The organism is Neisseria sp. P0009.S008 (genome assembly GCF_051958615.1).
Lineage (GTDB): Bacteria > Pseudomonadota > Gammaproteobacteria > Burkholderiales > Neisseriaceae > Neisseria > Neisseria subflava.
Genome location: NZ_JBQCVG010000002.1, coordinates 100,796 through 117,845 on the forward strand (window position 1 = coordinate 100,796; position 17,050 = coordinate 117,845).

Below are 17,050 nucleotides of genomic sequence, written 5' to 3' on the forward strand. Positions count from 1 at the left end.
CCAACAGGATGTTGATTTTTGGGATCACAATCAAAACGGTGTTGTTGAAAACGAAGTTGAGGTTGTGGCTGACGCGGTAGAAATTCAGGAAGCAGTAGAAGGTCAGGAAGTGGTTGAACATCCTGAGATGCCGTCTGAAAAAAGTGAGAAGAAAGCCAAACACAAAAAAGACAAGGCGAAGAAGAAAAAAAATAAAGCCGAGGATTTGAATGCGCCTGATCTGTTGGGTACGAATAAGGGCGTGGAAACCATGTTTCGTAACGCCGTACGCTCGGAGATGGAATTGTTGGCGCTGGCGGCAACCAAAGCGAATATTATGATTTCGCTGAATGGTTTTATTGTTTCTGCACTGATGATTTCGGGTGCGTTTATTTTTTCATCGTCGCCCGAATTTTTGATTCCGGCCAGTACGTTTATGATTACTGCCGCCGCGTCTATCGTGTTTGCATTGCTTTCTGCTTCGCCGGAACGTATCGGCAAAATGCAGGCAGCGCGTACATGGGTTAAGGATTTTGTCCGTGGCCGTTCGAAACTGCGGGATTTGAAAACCCGCCTCAGCAGTACCGAAACCCGCTTTTTTGGCGGCAGCCAACCCAATATTTTGATTTATGAAGACCGTGTGAAACTGCAAAAAGATCAATATTGGGAAATGATGCAGGAAATTATGGGCGACCGTAAACAAATCTATGAAAAGATGAGCGACCATCTTTATTGGCTCGGTTTGTTGGCGGATAAACAGTTCAAATACATTAACTTATCTTACGCGGTATTCCGCTGGGGTTTACTGGCTTCGTTGGTAGCATTTATCGGCGTGAAAACATTGCCGTCATTGCTGACGTCTCCGGCCAATAATGCGGCAGAGCTACGTTCGCTGGGTATCAATATGTTTAACGGCGTATTTGAACCTTCTGCCGTACAACAGCTTCCGGATGGTAAGTTGCTGATTGCGGAAGACGAACCCAACCATGCGTTCAGTATCATCAGCATTGATAAAACCGGCAGGTTTGTGGAAGACGAGGCATTAGATACGCGCGTGATTACCGGTTTCAAACGCCGTCTCAGCGACTTGGAGGCTTTGGCACGTGACGATGAAGGTTTTATCTACGCGCTGACTTCACATTCGCGTACCCGTAAAGGCAACCGTTCGCCTGACCGCGAACACCTGATGCGCTTTAAAATCCAAGACGGCAATGTGTTGGGGCTGACCAGCTACGACAATCTGACGCAGGTTTTGGAAACCGATCACAAGCTGCATGATTTGATTCGCGAGCGAACTAAGGCAGAGGTTTCTTTTGAAGAAATCAATATTGAGGGTATGGCGTTTGATCCGGTGAAAAAACGTCTTGTTTTGGGATTCCGTGATCCTGAGTTCAACAACATGGCTTTAGTTGCGTTTATCAGCAATCCGAAAGATGTGTTTGAGCGCAATGCCAAGCCTGAGTTTGATGAAGTAGCCGTGATTGATATTGATGGCGGCGGTATCCGTTCCCTCAACTATGATCCTGTGTTGAAAACCTACGTGATGGCCAATGAAGTGAAGGATGAGAATGGACAGAAATTCTCACAACTGTGGACTTGGAGCGGCAATCCAACCGATGAACCGCAAAAAATCTCTCTGCCTAATCTGCAACACATCACCAACGTTGAGGCCGTCGATTCGATTACCGTTAACGGCAAGCCGCAGATGATTCTGATGGGCGATGAAGGCAATGCTTCGCAGAAAATTACTGCCAAGTATATGTTGGTAGATTACAGTCAACTGGGTAAACAGTAAGTTATCTTGGCTACTGGATAAAAGGCCGTCTGAAACCATAAACTTTATGGTTTCAGACGGCCTTTTTGTTTTCATTAAAACGAGGAGATGGGTTTAAATATTCTAATCAACGGTGATTAACCCAAGAACGCGGACAGGTTTCAGACGGCCTTCAAGCCATTGATGACACGTTTGTAACAGGTATAAACCAATGCCGCGCAGGCCAGCCACATAAGGATATAGAAAGTCGAATGGAAGCTGCCGGCGATTGCATACCATACGGCCAATGCGCCGATAAAGAATGCGCGGTCACTTTTGCCGAATGGCCCGTCATAACGACGGCCGTTGCCATGAGCTTGTCCCAAAACGCCGCAAAACTCAGTCATTGCCGCCAGCCAAATAAACAGGGCGATTTGCACGCCGCCGAAGGGCGCGATGAAGGCAAAAGGCAGATACAAAGCAGCATCGGCGACAATATCGGTGATTTCATTCAAATAACCGCCTAATGCCGATTGCTGGCCGAACTCCCGTGCCAGCATGCCGTCCATTGCATTCAGTGCCATGCGGATAAACAACCAGATCGGCAAAAGCCAGAATAATGTGGATACACCTGCAAACAGTGCTAAAAGCAAACCGATCAAAATGGAAACGGCGCAGGCAAACAGGGTGACCTGATTGGCAGTAATACCTTTTTGATACAGCCGCTTAACCATGGGGAGCAACAGGTTTTGAAATTTTGGTTTCAGGGCGTAGATGCTCATAATTATGCTATATAAAAGAAAATGAAGTGCCGTGATTATAGACGAAATCCGTTATAATCCGTCAATCTTCGAATCACGCGGTTCGCAAACCTCCCGCGTTAACAAAACTAGGAATTTACTATGGAAAAACAGCAGGTACTCGTTATTTTTTCGGGCGGGCAGGATTCAACAACCTGCTTGATTCAGGCAATTCAAACATATGGCCGTGAAAATGTGCAGGTCATCACTTTTCAATATGGACAACGCCACGCTATCGAATTGGAGCGAGCGCGTTGGATTGCCCAAGATTTGGGTGTGAAGCAGACCATACTCGATTTGAGCCTGATGCAACAGATTACGCATAACGCCTTGATGGATGATACGGCATACATTGAAACAGCTCCAGACGGCCTGCCCAATACATTTGTAGATGGACGCAATGCTTTGTTTTTGCTTTACGCCGCTATTTACGCCAAAGGGCAGGGGATACGCCATATCATTGCTGGCGTGTGCGAAACCGATTTTTCCGGTTATCCCGACTGCCGCGATGTATTCGTCAAGTCGATGAATGTTACGCTGAATCTGGCCATGGATTACGCTTTTCAAATCCACACGCCCTTGATGTATTTAACCAAAGCGCAAACTTGGGCATTGGCGGATGAAATGGGTGCGTTGGATTATATCTGCGAGCATACGCATACCTGTTATAACGGCGTGGTCGGTGGTTGTCATGAATGCCCAAGCTGTATTTTGCGCGAGCGCGGTTTATCAGAATATTTGGAAAGTAAAAAGGTCGTCTGAATTAAGAGGTACATCTATTTCCAATATCCAGTTGTGCGAAAAGGCCGTCTGAAAAATTCATTTCAGACGGCCTTTAGCTATGTATTTTGTTCTGCTTAGAACAGCAAATCTGTCGGTTCGCTGCTTGCCGGAGCATCTTTCACAGGAGAAGAAGCTGGGGCAGTAGCCGGTTCGGAAGCGGCTTTAGGTGCGGAGGCAGGAGCATCCGCCGGAGTAGTTACCGGTTTGGCCGCAGGTTTTGCCGGTTTCACCGGAGTCGGACGAACGCTTTGTTTCGGTTCGGATGCTGCCTTGTTTGTATCGTCGGTAGCATCGACTTCGATTTCAGTTCCTTGAGGCAATACCACATCTTTAGCAGGAGCCAGTTTCGGCATGACTTTAGGTTTGCTGTAAGCATCCGTGCCGCTGGTCCATGCCAAAGACTTCAAAGGCGATTTGAGTTTCACACCTTTGGCGCAGGTCAGACAGTTTGCTGCGCCGGTGCGTCCTTTCAGGATTGCATCCACACGCGCGGCAGGAATGGTTTTACCGTGTGCTTTTGCCCAGGCGGCAATGCTTTTTTTCAAGGCAGCCGTATCAAGGTTTTTCTTGTCATAAGGGTCACGATAGGCAGCCAGCCACAAGTTTTGGTTGGCATCTTCGTTCAGGCTTGCCATCTGGTAGATAACGGAGGCAGGAGAACCTGTTGCAATGGTTTTGGCGAATTCCAATGCGTCAGGCGATTTCATGCGCACGCAACCATGGCTGCGGACGCCGGGTACGCTGGCAGGGGCATTGGTGCCGTGAATGCCAAGGCTTAATTTAGGGTCGCCAAGACGGACAAATACGGGGCCCAGCGGATTATTTGGACCAGCCGGTACGCTTTTTACGCCGTCATTGCGTTCTTTTTGAATGGATTTAGGGATATGCCAAACTGGGTTGTAGGCTTTTGCGCCGATTTTATGTTCGCCCAGATTGGTTTGGGTCATGGCTTTGCCGACGGCAACAGGATAAATTTTGCTCAGTTTGCCGTTGTCGTAGAGGAACAAACGCTGTTGCGTAATATTGATAACGACGTGTTGTCCGGAAGAGGCGGGGGAGACGTCTGGAATAAGCGTGTTTGCAGCAGCGGCTGAAGTTAAAAGGGCGGCTGTCAGGCCGAATAGTATTTTTTTCATGTCGTCTTTTTTTGTAGGGTTTGAAATGAAAGTTTTTGGCGCATGATACCTGAAACTCTGTGTTTTTGTGAGAAAATATGCGCTTTCGGTATTGGAAGACAGTTAAATGGTCGGGGAGCGGCTGAGTGACGGAAACGGTATGGGTGTGAAAGAACAGTATCAAGAAACGGAAGTTTTTTCTTTGGATTATGAGGGCAGGGGTGTTGCCAGAGTTGATGGGAAGGCCGTATTTATCGGCGGTGCGCTGCCTGGAGAGCGTGTAACGTTTGTCATACATAAAGAGAAAAAGCAGTTTGCCGAGGCTCAAGTTGAAAAGGTTTTGAAGGCTTCTTCCGAACGTGTCGAGCCCGCATGTTGCTATTTTGATACATGTGGTGGCTGTTCGCTTCAACATGTTTCTTTCGGAGCGCAAGTTGCATTAAAGCAACGGATTTTGGAAGAACAGTTGGAACGGATAGGTAAGGTCAAGCCGGAGATAATTTTACCTCCCTTATATGGTTACTCCTGGTATTATCGCGATAGAGCACGTTTAAGTGTTTCGGTGGATAAGCAAGGCCGTCTGAAACTCGGTTTTCAGGCCAAAAAAAGCCATGATGTCGTCAATATCCGCCATTGCCATATTTTGCCTAAGCATGTGTCCGATAGATTGCCTGATGTCCGCAATTTGCTGCAAAAGCTGCATGATGACGGTGTAAAAGTGAAATTTGTTGAGTTTTATTGCGGGAAAAATGTGACGGTACTCAACATTCGTTTCGTAAATCAACCGTTTGAACAAATATTAAGCGAATTGTGTAATTGGTTTGATAAGATATTGTCGGGTGCTGAAAAGGCATGGCAAATATGGTTGCAGGATCATGCCGAGTCCTTGCCGTTTTACCCTGAGAACGCGCCTACCCTGAACTATACTTTTGCTCAATTTGATGTGGAAATGCCTTATAAGCCTGGTGATTTTACGCAGATTAATGCGCAGCTAAACGAAGTGATGGTGGCAAGGGCTGTCAGACTTTTAAACCCTCAAAAAGGGGAGCGGATTGCCGATCTGTTTTGCGGTTTGGGCAATTTCAGTTTGCCACTGGCAAAAAGTGGCGCATCGGTTGTCGGTATTGAAGGTGCCGATTATCTGGTAGATAGGGCAAGGGAAAATACTCGTCTGAATCGTTGTGCCGAGAATATGACGTTTTCTGTTGCAGACTTATTCGATACCGATGAAAAGACTGTTGAGTCGTGGGGACGATTTGACAAGATGTTGCTGGATCCGCCGAGAAACGGGGCTTATGCTGTTGTCAAATCGCTACACAAGCCGTTTTTGCCTCAGAAGATAGTGTATGTTTCGTGTAATCCATCAACATTTGCACGAGATGCCGGTGTCTTGGTTGATAAGGGCTATAAGTTTAAGGCGGCAGGAATCATGAATATGTTTGCGCAAACCTCGCATGTTGAATCCATCGGTGTGTTTGAGTTGTAAATTGGTATCAAGTCCTTTATGTGAGTAGGGTTTTTAATGTAAAAATGAGTGCATTCATGTTATCATCATTCGTTTGGGGAATTAATAACGTTGAAGTTGCGTGTAAAGCAACAGATGTTAATAAATGCAGTTTGCAGCACAAGACCGGGAGGTGTTCTTGAACTATCAACTTTTAACTATTTTTTTGCTGGTGCTTTTTTTGCTGGTGTTGGTTTTTGTTCGTCATAAACAAAGTAACAATTCAGACAAACAAAGCGCACATGCATCAAAAAGCGGCCGTACGTCTGCTGCTCATACAGCCTCCTCTGAGGATGGAAACGACTGGATTGAGAAAGTCAACCAGACAGTTTCCAATGCGGATAATCAAGACTGGGAATGGGGTGGAAGCGGCTCAAACGATGCAACAGCTTCTGTTTCCGCACAAGAAGTCGATCCGTTGACCGAATATCAGGTTTATAAACAGTTCGGCTATGAGAGCAAAGCAGCGGAGTCTTTGGCCGGTTATCTCAATACTTTGGAAGACGGTGCTCCGGAAAAGCTGGTTCATGAATTAATCGGTTTGAATCTGCGTGTCGGCAATATCGACATGCTGGCGGATACGCTTGAGCGTCATAGTGCCTCCCTTTCTGAAGACAGCGTAGCCGAATACCTGAAAGCCGGTCTGGCTTTGGATTCTACTAACCTGCGCCTGCGTGTTTTTGCCGAGCATCATCTTGGTTGGAATATGCAGGAAGTGGACCGTCAAATTGGCGAACAAAGCGGTTTGGAAGTTGCTTCCGACGAGCATATTGCCTTTGAGAACGACTCGGTTGAGCGCATTGTCGTTCCAGGCATGGGCAAACGTGCGCCTATCGTATTAGGCAAGAAAGATTTTGGCGAAATCAGCCCTGAAGAGATGGGCGCGGTTATTGGTTTTGCCAAACCGGAGCGTAGTGCAAAAATCTTGAAAGACAAGATTAGCTACGAGACTGCTTTGCATCAATACAACAAAGCAATCCAAACTTCTGCGAAGCCCGCTGGTCTCATTATCGATGCCTTGCGTCTGGATTATCAGAATGAAGAAGTAGGGCAGTTTGCCAAGCATCTGTGGAAGCTTTACCACTCTTTGGGTCAATATGGCCGTCAAGTAAAAGAACGTATGCTTGGTTGGGGTTATAACCTTGGTTATCACGAAATTTTTGATGATTTGGAAAAAGGGCCGTCTGAACAGCAAATTAAAGAGATTGGCTTGAAACGCGGTTACATTCAGCCAAGTTCTTTGCAGATGAAAGCCAAATATCGTGAGTTGGTTCAAAAAGACTCTTCAGTTATCAGCGCCAGCTCTTCACCAGCTGATGAGGCTCTGAAAGAAGTGGAATCTTTGTTGGCTTATGGTCAATTGGATTTGGCCATCGGTACTTTGGAACAGGCTGTTTTGCAGTATCCTCAAGAATCGCAGTTGTACATTATCTTGTTTGATTTGTACGAACGCGTTGAAGATTGGGGACGTTTAGAACAATTTCTGCGCTTGTTGCGTGAGCGTGTTGTCAGCCTGCCTGAAGAGGTTGTCTTGGCAATGAGCCGTCTCTTGCAACGAATGAACCAATATTCAAAAAAATAAGATAATCGTAGAAAGTACGAGTGATGAATAATCATTTACCAAAAATTAAAACCATACGGGTTATGTTACAGGAGATGGGCGAGCAACAGCAGGCGGTATTCCGTATGGCATTTAAAATGCACAATACGACGAATTACGTCATCGTTTCCCCTGACTCTGATGAAAAACCGGATTTGGTATTGGTTGATACCGATACTCCGGCAGGTTTAGAAGCTTGGAAAGAGTCGAAGAAAACTTATCCGGAAGTACCTGTGGCTATGTTTTCTTCCGAGTTGCCGACAGTAACGACTCCTTATTTGGCTAAGCCGGTCAAATTCGATACCTTGTTTCCTGTTTTGCGCAGCCTGGCTCAAGGCGGCAATGTTTTTGAGCCGTCTGAACAACAAGCGGCTGAAGAGAATAAAAGACAATCAAATTCAGATGGCACAAGAAAAGCAACCATTCGCCGATTTAATCCAAATAAAGGCTTGTTGGGCGCGCTAAAATTTGCCAGTCAAGGACACCAAGATATTGCTGTCTTGCATGAAGGCAAGCCGATATTAATCGTGTTTCCTAGCATCCAGCGAGTACTGTTGACAGTCAGTGCCAACGAGTTGGAGAAATTGTGTAAGAACGATAACTTGGCTGTCGTGTGTAAGGCTGTTCCTGATAATCCTCAATGGAAAGAAAAAGCCAAAGTTACCATTATGTCATGCTTGTGGCAAATGGCTATTTGGACTGCATCAGGCCGTCTGATTTATCCGATGACGCCGCAAACTGTCTTTACACTCAAGCGGTGGCCAAACTTAACCCGTTTGGCACATGTTCCAGAATCTATGCGTTTGTCGGCATTTCTGACGAAAACGTCTGTTAATCTGAACATCCTCTATAAAGTCATGCCTTTAGAAATGCCTGATATTTTGAACTATTTATCGGCAACATATATGACAGGCTTTTTGGCGACAGATACAGAGTTTGCAACTGATGCGAACAATACGCCTTCATTGAACGAACAGATTGATGTGAATAGCAAAGACGTACCTGAAACAGCAATGAGCAAAGAGGCTCAAAAAATTGCCGGTCCGTCGAAAGAACAACCTCGCGGCCTGTTGCAACGCCTGATGCGTAAGTTGCTGGGTAAATCGTAAAGGACACGTCATGAAAGAAAATAAAATTATCTTTACCGGTCCTGTTGGCGTAGGTAAAACCACTGCAATTTCAGCTTTATCTGATGAACCTCCGGTTCAAACCGATGCATCCGCATCCGATATTACACTTGTCCGTAAGGGGTACACGACTGTGGCGATGGACTACGGTGTCATTCATTTGGATGAGGAAACTAAGGTTCACCTGTATGGTACGCCTGGTCAGGAGCGTTTTAATTTCATGTGGGAAATTCTGAGCCAAGGCAGTATGGGCTTGGTGCTTCTTTTGGATAATACAAGAAGCAATCCATTGAAAGACTTGCAATTCTTCTTGGATGCATTCCGGGAGTTGCTGAAAAAAGCGCCTCTGGTTGTAGGGGTAACGAAGATGGATATCCGATCCTTACCAAGCGTGGATGTTTATCAAAAATATTTAGCACAGAATAATTTTAATGTACCGGTTTTTGAGATTGATGCGCGTCGAAAAGACGATGTAAGACAATTGGTTACTGCCATGTTGTTCTCAATTGACCCCGGATTAGAGGTATAAGATGGAAGCGACACTCTCTTTACAAGCAAATTTATATCCTAAGATTACACCGGCGGGTGCGTATTATGCTGTTTCAAGTGATACGCCCAGTGCCAGCAGAACTTTATTGTATGGTCTGTTGCGTGCAGAGCCGTCTGAAACCATCAGCAGCGAAAAAATCTTGGCATGGGCGGATACCAGCGACATCAATACCGCTTTGAATCTGCTGTACCGTCTCCAACGCTTGGAATTCTTGTATGGTGATGAGGAAATCAGCACAGACGATATCCATTTGACTGACGAGCAATTGCCTACATTGTTGGAACAGTTGTCTAATTCTGGCAAAGCTTTATTGGCTGATGAAAACGGTTTGTATTTTGCCAATGCCAATTTCCATCACGAGGCTGCGGAAGAGTTGGGCCTTTTGGCGAGCGAAGTGGCCAAAATGGAAGACAATCACCGTCTTTTGATTCGCAATAACCTGCATATCAATAATAGCGCATGGGGTATTTGTGATCCTTCAGGCCAAAGTGAATTGACCTTTTTCCCTCTGTATATTGGCATGACCAAGCTGATTTTGGTAATTGGCGGAATGCCTGACTTAAATAAAGAGGCTTTTGTTACTTTGGTTAAAGTGCTGTACCACCGATACGGCAGCCGTTGATTTTTGCCTGACCGATATTTATTTTAGAATGGAGCGACTATGCAACAACTATTAATCTCTGTATTAAGCGATTTGAACAATACCTCTGCTGATATCACTGCTTCTGCAGTTATTTCTACAGACGGCCTGCCGATCGCAACCATGCTGCCTTCCCACCTGAATGCAGACCGTGTAGGCGCGATGTCGGCAACGCTTTTGGCATTGGGCAATCGTTCCGTGCGTGAGTTGGCTTGCGGTGAGTTGGATCAGGTAATGGTTAAAGGTAAAAACGGCTATATTCTGTTGAGTCAAGCAGGTGAAAAAGCAGTGTTGGCATTGATGGCAAAAGAAAGCGGTAAATTGGGCTTGATTTTGTTAGATGCGAAACGTGCAGCCAAACAAATTGCTGAAATCTTATAAAAGTTTTATAAATTAAAAAGATATAAAAATAGGGGCTGTACTAGATAACTAGGGAAATCTAATTTCAGGTTAGAATAATCCCTATGAGAAGAAGCCGTTTAAGTCAGTACAAACAAAACAAACTGATTGAGCTGTTTATTGCAGGTGTTACCGCACGCACAGCAGCGCAATTAGTCAGTGTTAATAAAAACACATCAGCCTATTACTTTCATCGTTTACGTGTACTAATTTTTCATAACAGCCCGCATCTGGAAATGTTTGATGGCGAAGTAGAAGTTGATGAAAGCTATTTTGGCGGGCAGCGCAAAGGCAAACGCGGTCGCGGTGCAGCCAGCAAAGTGGTTGTATTCGGGCTTCTGAAGCGCAACGGCAAGGTTTACACCGTTGCTGTGCCCAATACACAAACTGCCACTTTATTGCCGATAATACGTGAGCAAGTAAAGCCTGACAGTATTGTTTATACTGATTGTTACAAAAGCTATGACGTACTTGATGTGAGTGAGTTTAGCCACTTTCGCATTAATCACAGCACACATTTTGCTGATCGACAAAATCACATCAACGGAATTGAGAACTTTTGGAATCAGGCAAAACGCCACTTACGTAAGTTTAACGGCATTCCCAAAGAGCATTTTGAGCTGTATTTGAAGGAATGTGAATGGCGTTTTAACCATGGTGAAATAAAAGTTCAAATTTCTATTTTAAAACAATTAGTAAAGCAGAATTTATTCTGGTTATCTAGTACAGCCCCTAAAAATATTTTTGTTTTTATATAGATTGTTGCTTGACAGATTTCTGATATTTTCTATATAATTCCATCTTTAATTCCCCGATAGCTCAGTCGGTAGAGCGACGGACTGTTAATCCGCAGGTCCCTGGTTCGAGCCCAGGTCGGGGAGCCAAATTTTAAAACCACCATGTTGCATGGTGGTTTTTATTTTATCTATTTATTAGTATTTTTAACATATTGATAATGCGTGGTGAGATGGTTGTACTTAATGCTTCAATTTTCAGACGGCCTACCAGCATATTTAAATATCTCATTTATTTTTTAAGCTATACATAATATTTATAGAAAAATAATATCTTATTGTTATTTATGGAAAACTCACATACATTACATTCTTCATCACGCTTTCGGTTCGCATTAAAAAATGCGGCATGGCACTTGTTGATTAGTCTGATTTTGGCAGGATTGGCCGCTTTGTTGGTATTTGGAGTTTGGTATCCTTATCCGTATGCCGAGCTGACAGGTGGATTGGCTTTATATAAACTGGTCATTTCAGTAGATATTGTTTGTGGTCCGTTGCTGACTTTGATTCTTGCCAGTCCGAGCAAGAAACTTAAAGAGAGGATTGTTGATTTTTCCTTAATCGGCATGATTCAGCTGGCTGCTTTGATTTATGGTTTATATAGTGTATCTTTGGCACGTCCAGTGGTTGCTGCATTTGAAACCGATAGGATAAATGTGGTAACTGCTGCAGAAATTGATGTAAATGATTTGAGCCATGCCCCGAAGGATTTGCAGGATTTATCTTGGTTTGGCGCGCGTCGTGTTGGGTTGCGTGAAGCAACGGGTCCGGATGAAGCTAACCAAAGTCTTGATTTGTCTTTGAAAGGTGTTGAACCGAGTATGAGGCCTTCTTGGTGGTTGCCAGATTCGCAGCAGGAACGTGAGAAAATTCGTAAGGCAATGAAACCGTTATTTGTCTTGGCAAAAGCCCGTGGCATGAGTGAGGAGTCAATTTTTAAACAGGCTTCGCTGGAAAACGATGGAAAAGAATTGTATTTCTTGCCATTTACCAGTGCGCGCAGTAAAGAATGGGTTGTGATATTGAATGATCAGGCAGATTTCTTGGGTTATGCGCCGATTGATGGTTTTATCAAGTAAGAAAAGGCCGTCTGAAAGCTGGTAAGTGATGGTATAGGCTGTTTTTAAAAGAAAATATGCTGCCAGACTTTGCCTTTCTTTCGTCAAACTGATAAACTGTTTGCCATTATTTTTGACCGAGGCATAAATTTTTCATGAAAGACGCAGAGCAGAGTAGTTGTTATACCGCTTCTTTCCCTTTATTTATGTCCGAACTTTGGCAGTCTGTCCGTTTTAAGCGGAACGGCTGCCTTTTTGTATTTTAAAGGAACACAATCATTATGGATTTCAGTTGGTTGGCAGAGCCGCATACTTGGATAGGCTTTGCCACGCTTCTGGTTTTGGAAGTTGTTTTAGGTATTGATAACCTTGTTTTTGTAGCGATTTTGGCAAATAAGGTTAAACCGTCGCAACGAGATAAGGCGCGAATAACGGGCTTGGGTTTGGCCGTGGTTATTCGGATTTTCATGCTGGGCTTTATGGCGCACATCATGACGCTGACGCGTCCTTTATTTGAGTTGGGCGGTCTGGAGATTTCCGGTAAAGACATGATTATGTTTGCCGGCGGTATTTTCCTGCTTTATAAAGCGACTACCGAGTTGCACGAACGCCTTGAAGGACACAATCAATTTGCTGTTGCTGAAGGGCAGAAGAAGCATTCTGCTTTTTGGGGCGTTGTGGCGCAAATCTTGATTTTGGATGCGGTTTTCTCTATCGATTCTGTTATTACGGCAGTGGCGATGGTGGATCATATTGTGGTGGCAATGGGGGCGGTTGTTGTGGCGATGACGGTGATGATTTCTGCCAGCAAACCGTTGACTGCCTTTGTGGATAAGCATCCGACCGTTGTGATGTTGTGTTTGGGTTTCTTGTTGATGATTGGTTTCAGCCTGATCGCGGAAGCCTTCCATTTCCATATTCCGAAAGGCTATTTGTATGCAGCGATCGGTTTCTCGATTTTGATCGAACTGTTTAATCAGGTTTCGCAAAAGAATGCCCGCAAAAATGACTACATCAGCACTTCTTGGCGTAAGCGTACCGCTGAAAATGTGTTGGGCATGATGGGTATCCGCGAAAGCATTTTGGCAAAAGCAGGCGATAACGGCGGCGATGACGAGCATTTTGAAGAAAACGAAAAATCCATGATTCGCAGCGTGTTAACTTTGGCGGAGCGTCCGATTATGGGCGTGATGATTCCGCGTCGGGAAATCGAGAAATTGGATATTTCCCAAAGTCGGGAAGAGCAAAATGCGCAGTTGAAAAATACGCCGTATAGCCGTTTGTTGGTTGTCGGTAAGGCAGGTGTAGATGAGCCTTTAGGCTATATCAGTAAAAAAGATTTGCTGAACCAGCTGCTTGAATCGGGAGAAATCAATATTCAGACGGCCTTGCGCCAACCATTGATTTTGCCGGATAGTACGACGGCGTTGAATGCGATTGAATTGTTCCGTCAAAGCAGCGCGGATTATGCGTTGGTGGTGGATGAATTTGGCGCGGTGTTGGGCATGGTGACCATGAAAGATTTGTTGGAAACCATTGCCGGTGAATTCCCCGAGGAATTCGAGCGTGAGGAAGAAGAAGCTGCTCCAGCCAGTCAGGATGAAACGCTGTCTGTGGATGGTGCATTGGAGTATGTGGAATTGGCTTCTCAGCTAAATCTGCCTGCTCAAGAGGAAGACGCGGATTTCCATACCGTTGCCGGCTTGATTATGGAAGAATTGCAAAGTATTCCTGATGTGGGCGACTTCATTGATTATCATGGCTGGCGTTTTGAAGTGGTTGAGAAGGATGGGCAACGGATTGCCCGTGTGAAAATCAACCGTTTGCCGGAAGAAGAATAACTAAAGGCTAATATAGTAAAGGCCGTCTGAAAATGTTCAGACGGCCTTTTTATTTGTTCAACTTTAGTTGCCGTAATGTCCCGAGCCTAAGATTCGGTGTGAATGTGCGCCGGTTGCATGGTGGGGGTTGCTCGGAATTTGATTGCACCAACAAGCGGCAAGCCAGGCAAAAGCGGCTGCTTCGACCCATTGCGGGTCAAGATGGAGCTTGGCTGTGCTGTGCAATTTGGTGTTGGGAGAAAACAGGGTTTCCAAGTCTTGCATCAAAATCGGATTGCGGATGCCGCCGCCGCAGATATAAAGATTATGAATCGCCGGAGCAGCTTGTTTGGTCGCATCAAAAATGGTTTGTGCGGTATAAAAGACCAATGTGCGTATCACATCTTCTGGCTTTTCATCACCTTTCAGACGGCCTTGAAGCCAGCTTAGGGAAAACAACTCTCGACCTGTACTTTTCGGATAAGGGCGGCTGAAGTAAGGATGGTCGAGCAGGGAAGCGAGCAGGTCAGGGAGGACTTCGCCTTGTGCGGCTTTTTCCCCGTTTTTGTCGTAAGGCTGCTGCCAAATATGTTGCATCCATGCGTCCATCAACATATTGCCGGGGCCGGTATCGAAGCCGAAAGAAGGGGTGTCGGGCGGGAGGATGCTGATATTGGAAATGCCGCCAATGTTGAGTACGGCACGGGTTTCATTCGCATCTTGAAACAGCGCTTCGTGAAAAGCTGGGACGAGGGGCGCACCTTGACCGCTGCAGGCAAGGTCACGGCTGCGGAAGTCGCCGATTGTGAAAATGCCGGTCAGTTCGGCCAATAGTGGGAGGTTGACCAGTTGAATGCTGTAACCGTGTTCAGGCGCATGGCGGATGGTTTGTCCGTGGCAGCCGATTGCGGCAATGTCTTTAGCCGACAGGTTTTGTGCTGCCAATAGTTGTTGGACGGTTTGGGCGTATAGGCGGCTGAGTGTTTGAGCCAGGATATTGCTTCTGTGCAATTCATTTTCGCCTATATTTTGCAGTGCCAACAATTCTTGGCGCAGGCCGTCTGAATAGGGTAAAAAGCTGTGGGCAACGGCGCGTTGCCATTGCTTGCCTTGCATTTGAATCAGTACGGCATCGGCGCCGTCCATGCTGGTTCCGGACATGATGCCGATATAGTATTGGGGTTGCATTTCGGTTACAGAAAGAGAAGGTAAAATGACATTTTAACGCCTTTTGACGTTTTTACGGGAATTTCGGCATTTAATGTAAATAGTTGGTGCAAGAAAGATTACAAAAAGGTTAAAATAACGCGACTCAACATGTTTTCCAAAAGGAAACTTTCCATGGCTCAAACTCAGTCGAGTGCGAACTTGAAGCTGATTAATACGGTTTTTGCCGCTATGCTTGTGAGCATGGTCGGCTATTTTATTTATTGGGGCTTGGGTTATACCCACTACAACCACTCCGGCCTGTTTATCCTTGCTACCTTTTTCGGCGTCTTCATGGCGTTTAATGTGGGTGGCAACGATATTGCCAACTCTTTCGGTACAAGTGTCGGCTCCGGCACTTTGACCATTCCGCAAGCCTTGCTGATTGCGGCAGTATTTGAAGTCAGCGGCGCAGTGATTGCTGGCGGCGAGGTAACAGATACTATCCGTAAGGGTATTGTCGATTTGAATGGCATGCATCTGGATCCGATGCAGTTTGTCTTCATTATGATGTCTGCGCTTTTGGCTGCGGCATTGTGGCTGCTTTTCGCATCGCACAAAGGTCTGCCGGTTTCCACTACACATGCCATTATCGGCGGTATCGTCGGTAGTGCTCTGTGTATGGCGGTATTGAACGGTGTGGATTCTGTTGCGTTGATTCAATGGGACAAGTTGGGCGAAATTGCCTTGTCTTGGATATTGTCTCCGGTTTTGGGCGGCATCGTTTCCTATCTGTTGTTTTCACGAATTAAGAAAAACGTTTTGGACTACAACTCTTGGGCCGATAATACGCTCAAAGGCATCAAGTTGGAGAAGAAAGCCTATAAAGAAGAACACCGCCTGTTTTTTGAAGCCTTGAGTGAATCTGAAAAAGTCGAATACGCCACCAAAATGGCGCATGATGCTCAAATCTATGATGAGCCGGACTTTGATCCTGAAGAATTGCAGTCTGAGTATTATCGCGGTATGCACCGCTTTGACAGCCGTAAGGGTGAAGTAGATTCTTACAAAGCCCTGCATTCCTGGGTGCCGTTTATTGCTTCTGTCGGCGGCATGATGATTGCGGCAATGTTGATTTTCAAAGGTCTGAAAAATCTGCATTTGGGTATGAGCAACGTCAACAGCTTCTTGACCATTTTCATGATCGGCGCGGCTATTTGGATGGGTACGTTTGTATTTGCCAAAAGTTTAAAACGCAAAGATTTGGATAAATCGACTTTCCAAATGTTCTCATGGATGCAGGTATTTACCGCTTGCGGTTTTGCATTTAGCCATGGTGCGAACGATATTGCCAATGCGATTGGTCCGTTTGCCGCAATTATGGATGTGTTGCGTACCAACAGCATTACTGCTCAAAACGCCGTGCCGCCAATTGCCATGTTGACTTTCGGTATCGCTTTGATCGTCGGCTTGTGGTTTGTTGGCAAAGAAGTGATTAAAACCGTAGGCACCAGCTTGGCAGAAATGCACCCCGCGTCAGGTTTTTCTGCAGAGCTTTCTGCCGCTGCCGTCGTGATGGCTGCATCATTTATGGGTTTGCCTGTTTCCAGTACCCATATCTTGGTGGGTGCAGTTTTGGGTATCGGCTTGGTTAACCGCAATGCTAACTGGAAATTGATGAAACCGATCGGCCTTGCTTGGGTTATTACCTTGCCTGCTGCTGCCATTTTGTCTGTTGTCAGCTATTTGGTTTTGCAAGCAGTGTTTTAATTGATTATTTGATTTAAAAGGGCCGTCTGAAAGATCGATTTCAGACGGCCTTTGCTTATTTTTGTAAGGGGTAGATTTTAGTTTATTTTAACGATGCATAAATCATGCTGTTCAATGTTTGAACTGATACAAGAATAACCAAGGTAATAGAGAAATACCTTATTGGGAATAGCTTAGAAAAGATTTTGGTTTCAAAACTTGGCTTGGTGAGG

At 45.3% G+C, this 17,050-nt stretch carries 15 protein-coding genes, 1 tRNA gene and 1 riboswitch; of the genes, 13 read left to right on the plus strand and 3 right to left on the minus strand.

The genetic code is table 11. The features are described 5' to 3' along the window. The first annotated feature begins 127 nt into the window (after positions 1-127). The gene (locus tag ACTHSQ_RS02330; RefSeq protein WP_440371276.1) at positions 128-1,774 is read left to right on the plus strand and encodes a Pycsar system effector family protein; all 1,647 of its coding nucleotides are present in this window, start codon (positions 128-130) and stop codon (positions 1,772-1,774) included. A 140-nt stretch (positions 1,775-1,914) separates the two neighbouring features. Here ACTHSQ_RS02330 and ACTHSQ_RS02335 read toward each other — a convergent pair whose 3' ends face one another. After that, positions 1,915-2,514, minus strand: a complete 600-nt coding sequence (locus ACTHSQ_RS02335; RefSeq protein WP_440371220.1) for a CDP-alcohol phosphatidyltransferase family protein — start codon at positions 2,512-2,514, stop codon at positions 1,915-1,917. Positions 2,515-2,585: 71 nt separating this feature from the next. Continuing rightward, positions 2,586-2,631, plus strand: a riboswitch (PreQ1 riboswitch). A 3-nt stretch (positions 2,632-2,634) separates the two neighbouring features. On the opposite strand from ACTHSQ_RS02335, the gene queC reads away from it, so the two are divergent. Further along, complete coding sequence (queC, locus tag ACTHSQ_RS02340) at positions 2,635-3,294, plus strand: 7-cyano-7-deazaguanine synthase QueC (protein WP_440371221.1); 660 nt, start codon at positions 2,635-2,637, stop codon at positions 3,292-3,294. A 95-nt stretch (positions 3,295-3,389) separates the two neighbouring features. On the opposite strand, the gene ACTHSQ_RS02345 is transcribed toward queC, so the two are convergent. Further along, positions 3,390-4,451: a L,D-transpeptidase gene (locus ACTHSQ_RS02345; protein ID WP_440371222.1), complete on the minus strand. Its 1,062-nt coding sequence runs from the start codon at positions 4,449-4,451 to the stop codon at positions 3,390-3,392. Between the two features lie 139 nt (positions 4,452-4,590). On the opposite strand from ACTHSQ_RS02345, the gene rlmD reads away from it, so the two are divergent. The 10 genes from rlmD to ACTHSQ_RS02395 all read left to right on the plus strand — a co-directional run bounded on the left by rlmD (position 4,591) and on the right by ACTHSQ_RS02395 (position 13,943). After that, positions 4,591-5,916 carry a 23S rRNA (uracil(1939)-C(5))-methyltransferase RlmD gene (gene rlmD, locus ACTHSQ_RS02350; RefSeq protein WP_440371223.1) on the plus strand — a complete coding sequence of 442 codons (1,326 nt, stop codon included), beginning with the start codon at positions 4,591-4,593 and terminating at the stop codon, positions 5,914-5,916. 124 nt (positions 5,917-6,040) lie between these two features. Next, complete coding sequence (locus ACTHSQ_RS02355) at positions 6,041-7,516, plus strand: hypothetical protein (RefSeq protein ID WP_003684409.1); 1,476 nt, start codon at positions 6,041-6,043, stop codon at positions 7,514-7,516. A gap of 23 nt (positions 7,517-7,539) precedes the next feature. After that, positions 7,540-8,643: a response regulator transcription factor gene (locus ACTHSQ_RS02360; protein ID WP_003684312.1), complete on the plus strand. Its 1,104-nt coding sequence runs from the start codon at positions 7,540-7,542 to the stop codon at positions 8,641-8,643. A 10-nt stretch (positions 8,644-8,653) separates the two neighbouring features. Further along, the gene (locus ACTHSQ_RS02365) at positions 8,654-9,190 is read left to right on the plus strand and encodes a GTP-binding protein (RefSeq protein ID WP_003684400.1); all 537 of its coding nucleotides are present in this window, start codon (positions 8,654-8,656) and stop codon (positions 9,188-9,190) included. Between the two features lies 1 nt (position 9,191). After that, on the plus strand, positions 9,192-9,833 hold the full coding sequence (locus ACTHSQ_RS02370) for a hypothetical protein (RefSeq protein ID WP_003679679.1): 642 nt from the start codon (positions 9,192-9,194) through the stop codon (positions 9,831-9,833). Positions 9,834-9,872: 39 nt separating this feature from the next. After that, positions 9,873-10,232 (plus strand): roadblock/LC7 domain-containing protein, encoded by a 360-nt coding sequence (locus ACTHSQ_RS02375; protein WP_003684442.1) that lies wholly within the window; start codon positions 9,873-9,875, stop codon positions 10,230-10,232. Between the two features lie 83 nt (positions 10,233-10,315). Then, on the plus strand, positions 10,316-11,008 hold the full coding sequence (locus tag ACTHSQ_RS02380; protein ID WP_137040148.1) for an IS1595-like element ISNesp1 family transposase: 693 nt from the start codon (positions 10,316-10,318) through the stop codon (positions 11,006-11,008). Between the two features lie 50 nt (positions 11,009-11,058). After that, positions 11,059-11,134: transfer RNA gene (locus ACTHSQ_RS02385), tRNA-Asn, on the plus strand. A gap of 197 nt (positions 11,135-11,331) precedes the next feature. Next, complete coding sequence (locus tag ACTHSQ_RS02390) at positions 11,332-12,123, plus strand: hypothetical protein (RefSeq protein WP_036472651.1); 792 nt, start codon at positions 11,332-11,334, stop codon at positions 12,121-12,123. Between the two features lie 260 nt (positions 12,124-12,383). Continuing rightward, positions 12,384-13,943, plus strand: a complete 1,560-nt coding sequence (locus ACTHSQ_RS02395) for a TerC family protein (RefSeq protein WP_003684289.1) — start codon at positions 12,384-12,386, stop codon at positions 13,941-13,943. 63 nt (positions 13,944-14,006) lie between these two features. Here the strand turns inward: ACTHSQ_RS02395 and ACTHSQ_RS02400 are convergent, their stop codons facing one another. Then, the gene (locus ACTHSQ_RS02400; RefSeq protein ID WP_440371224.1) at positions 14,007-15,110 is read right to left on the minus strand and encodes an anhydro-N-acetylmuramic acid kinase; all 1,104 of its coding nucleotides are present in this window, start codon (positions 15,108-15,110) and stop codon (positions 14,007-14,009) included. Between the two features lie 153 nt (positions 15,111-15,263). On the opposite strand from ACTHSQ_RS02400, the gene ACTHSQ_RS02405 reads away from it, so the two are divergent. Beyond that, on the plus strand, positions 15,264-16,838 hold the full coding sequence (locus ACTHSQ_RS02405) for an inorganic phosphate transporter (RefSeq protein WP_440371225.1): 1,575 nt from the start codon (positions 15,264-15,266) through the stop codon (positions 16,836-16,838). Positions 16,839-17,050: the final 212 nt, after the last annotated feature.

Coding starts and splice junctions, on each gene's coding strand:
- rlmD (WP_440371223.1), top strand. CDS start 4,591: ATGGGTGTGAAAGAACAGTATCAAGAAACGGAAGTTTTTTCTTTGGAT.
- ACTHSQ_RS02395 (WP_003684289.1), top strand. CDS start 12,384: ATGGATTTCAGTTGGTTGGCAGAGCCGCATACTTGGATAGGCTTTGCC.
- ACTHSQ_RS02330 (WP_440371276.1), top strand. CDS start 128: ATGCCGTCTGAAAAAAGTGAGAAGAAAGCCAAACACAAAAAAGACAAG.
- ACTHSQ_RS02355 (WP_003684409.1), top strand. CDS start 6,041: ATGCAGTTTGCAGCACAAGACCGGGAGGTGTTCTTGAACTATCAACTT.
- ACTHSQ_RS02360 (WP_003684312.1), top strand. CDS start 7,540: ATGAATAATCATTTACCAAAAATTAAAACCATACGGGTTATGTTACAG.
- ACTHSQ_RS02365 (WP_003684400.1), top strand. CDS start 8,654: ATGAAAGAAAATAAAATTATCTTTACCGGTCCTGTTGGCGTAGGTAAA.
- ACTHSQ_RS02370 (WP_003679679.1), top strand. CDS start 9,192: ATGGAAGCGACACTCTCTTTACAAGCAAATTTATATCCTAAGATTACA.
- ACTHSQ_RS02405 (WP_440371225.1), top strand. CDS start 15,264: ATGGCTCAAACTCAGTCGAGTGCGAACTTGAAGCTGATTAATACGGTT.
- ACTHSQ_RS02400 (WP_440371224.1), bottom strand. CDS start 15,110: ATGCAACCCCAATACTATATCGGCATCATGTCCGGAACCAGCATGGAC.
- queC (WP_440371221.1), top strand. CDS start 2,635: ATGGAAAAACAGCAGGTACTCGTTATTTTTTCGGGCGGGCAGGATTCA.
- ACTHSQ_RS02380 (WP_137040148.1), top strand. CDS start 10,316: ATGAGAAGAAGCCGTTTAAGTCAGTACAAACAAAACAAACTGATTGAG.
- ACTHSQ_RS02345 (WP_440371222.1), bottom strand. CDS start 4,451: ATGAAAAAAATACTATTCGGCCTGACAGCCGCCCTTTTAACTTCAGCC.
- ACTHSQ_RS02335 (WP_440371220.1), bottom strand. CDS start 2,514: ATGAGCATCTACGCCCTGAAACCAAAATTTCAAAACCTGTTGCTCCCC.
- ACTHSQ_RS02375 (WP_003684442.1), top strand. CDS start 9,873: ATGCAACAACTATTAATCTCTGTATTAAGCGATTTGAACAATACCTCT.
- ACTHSQ_RS02390 (WP_036472651.1), top strand. CDS start 11,332: ATGGAAAACTCACATACATTACATTCTTCATCACGCTTTCGGTTCGCA.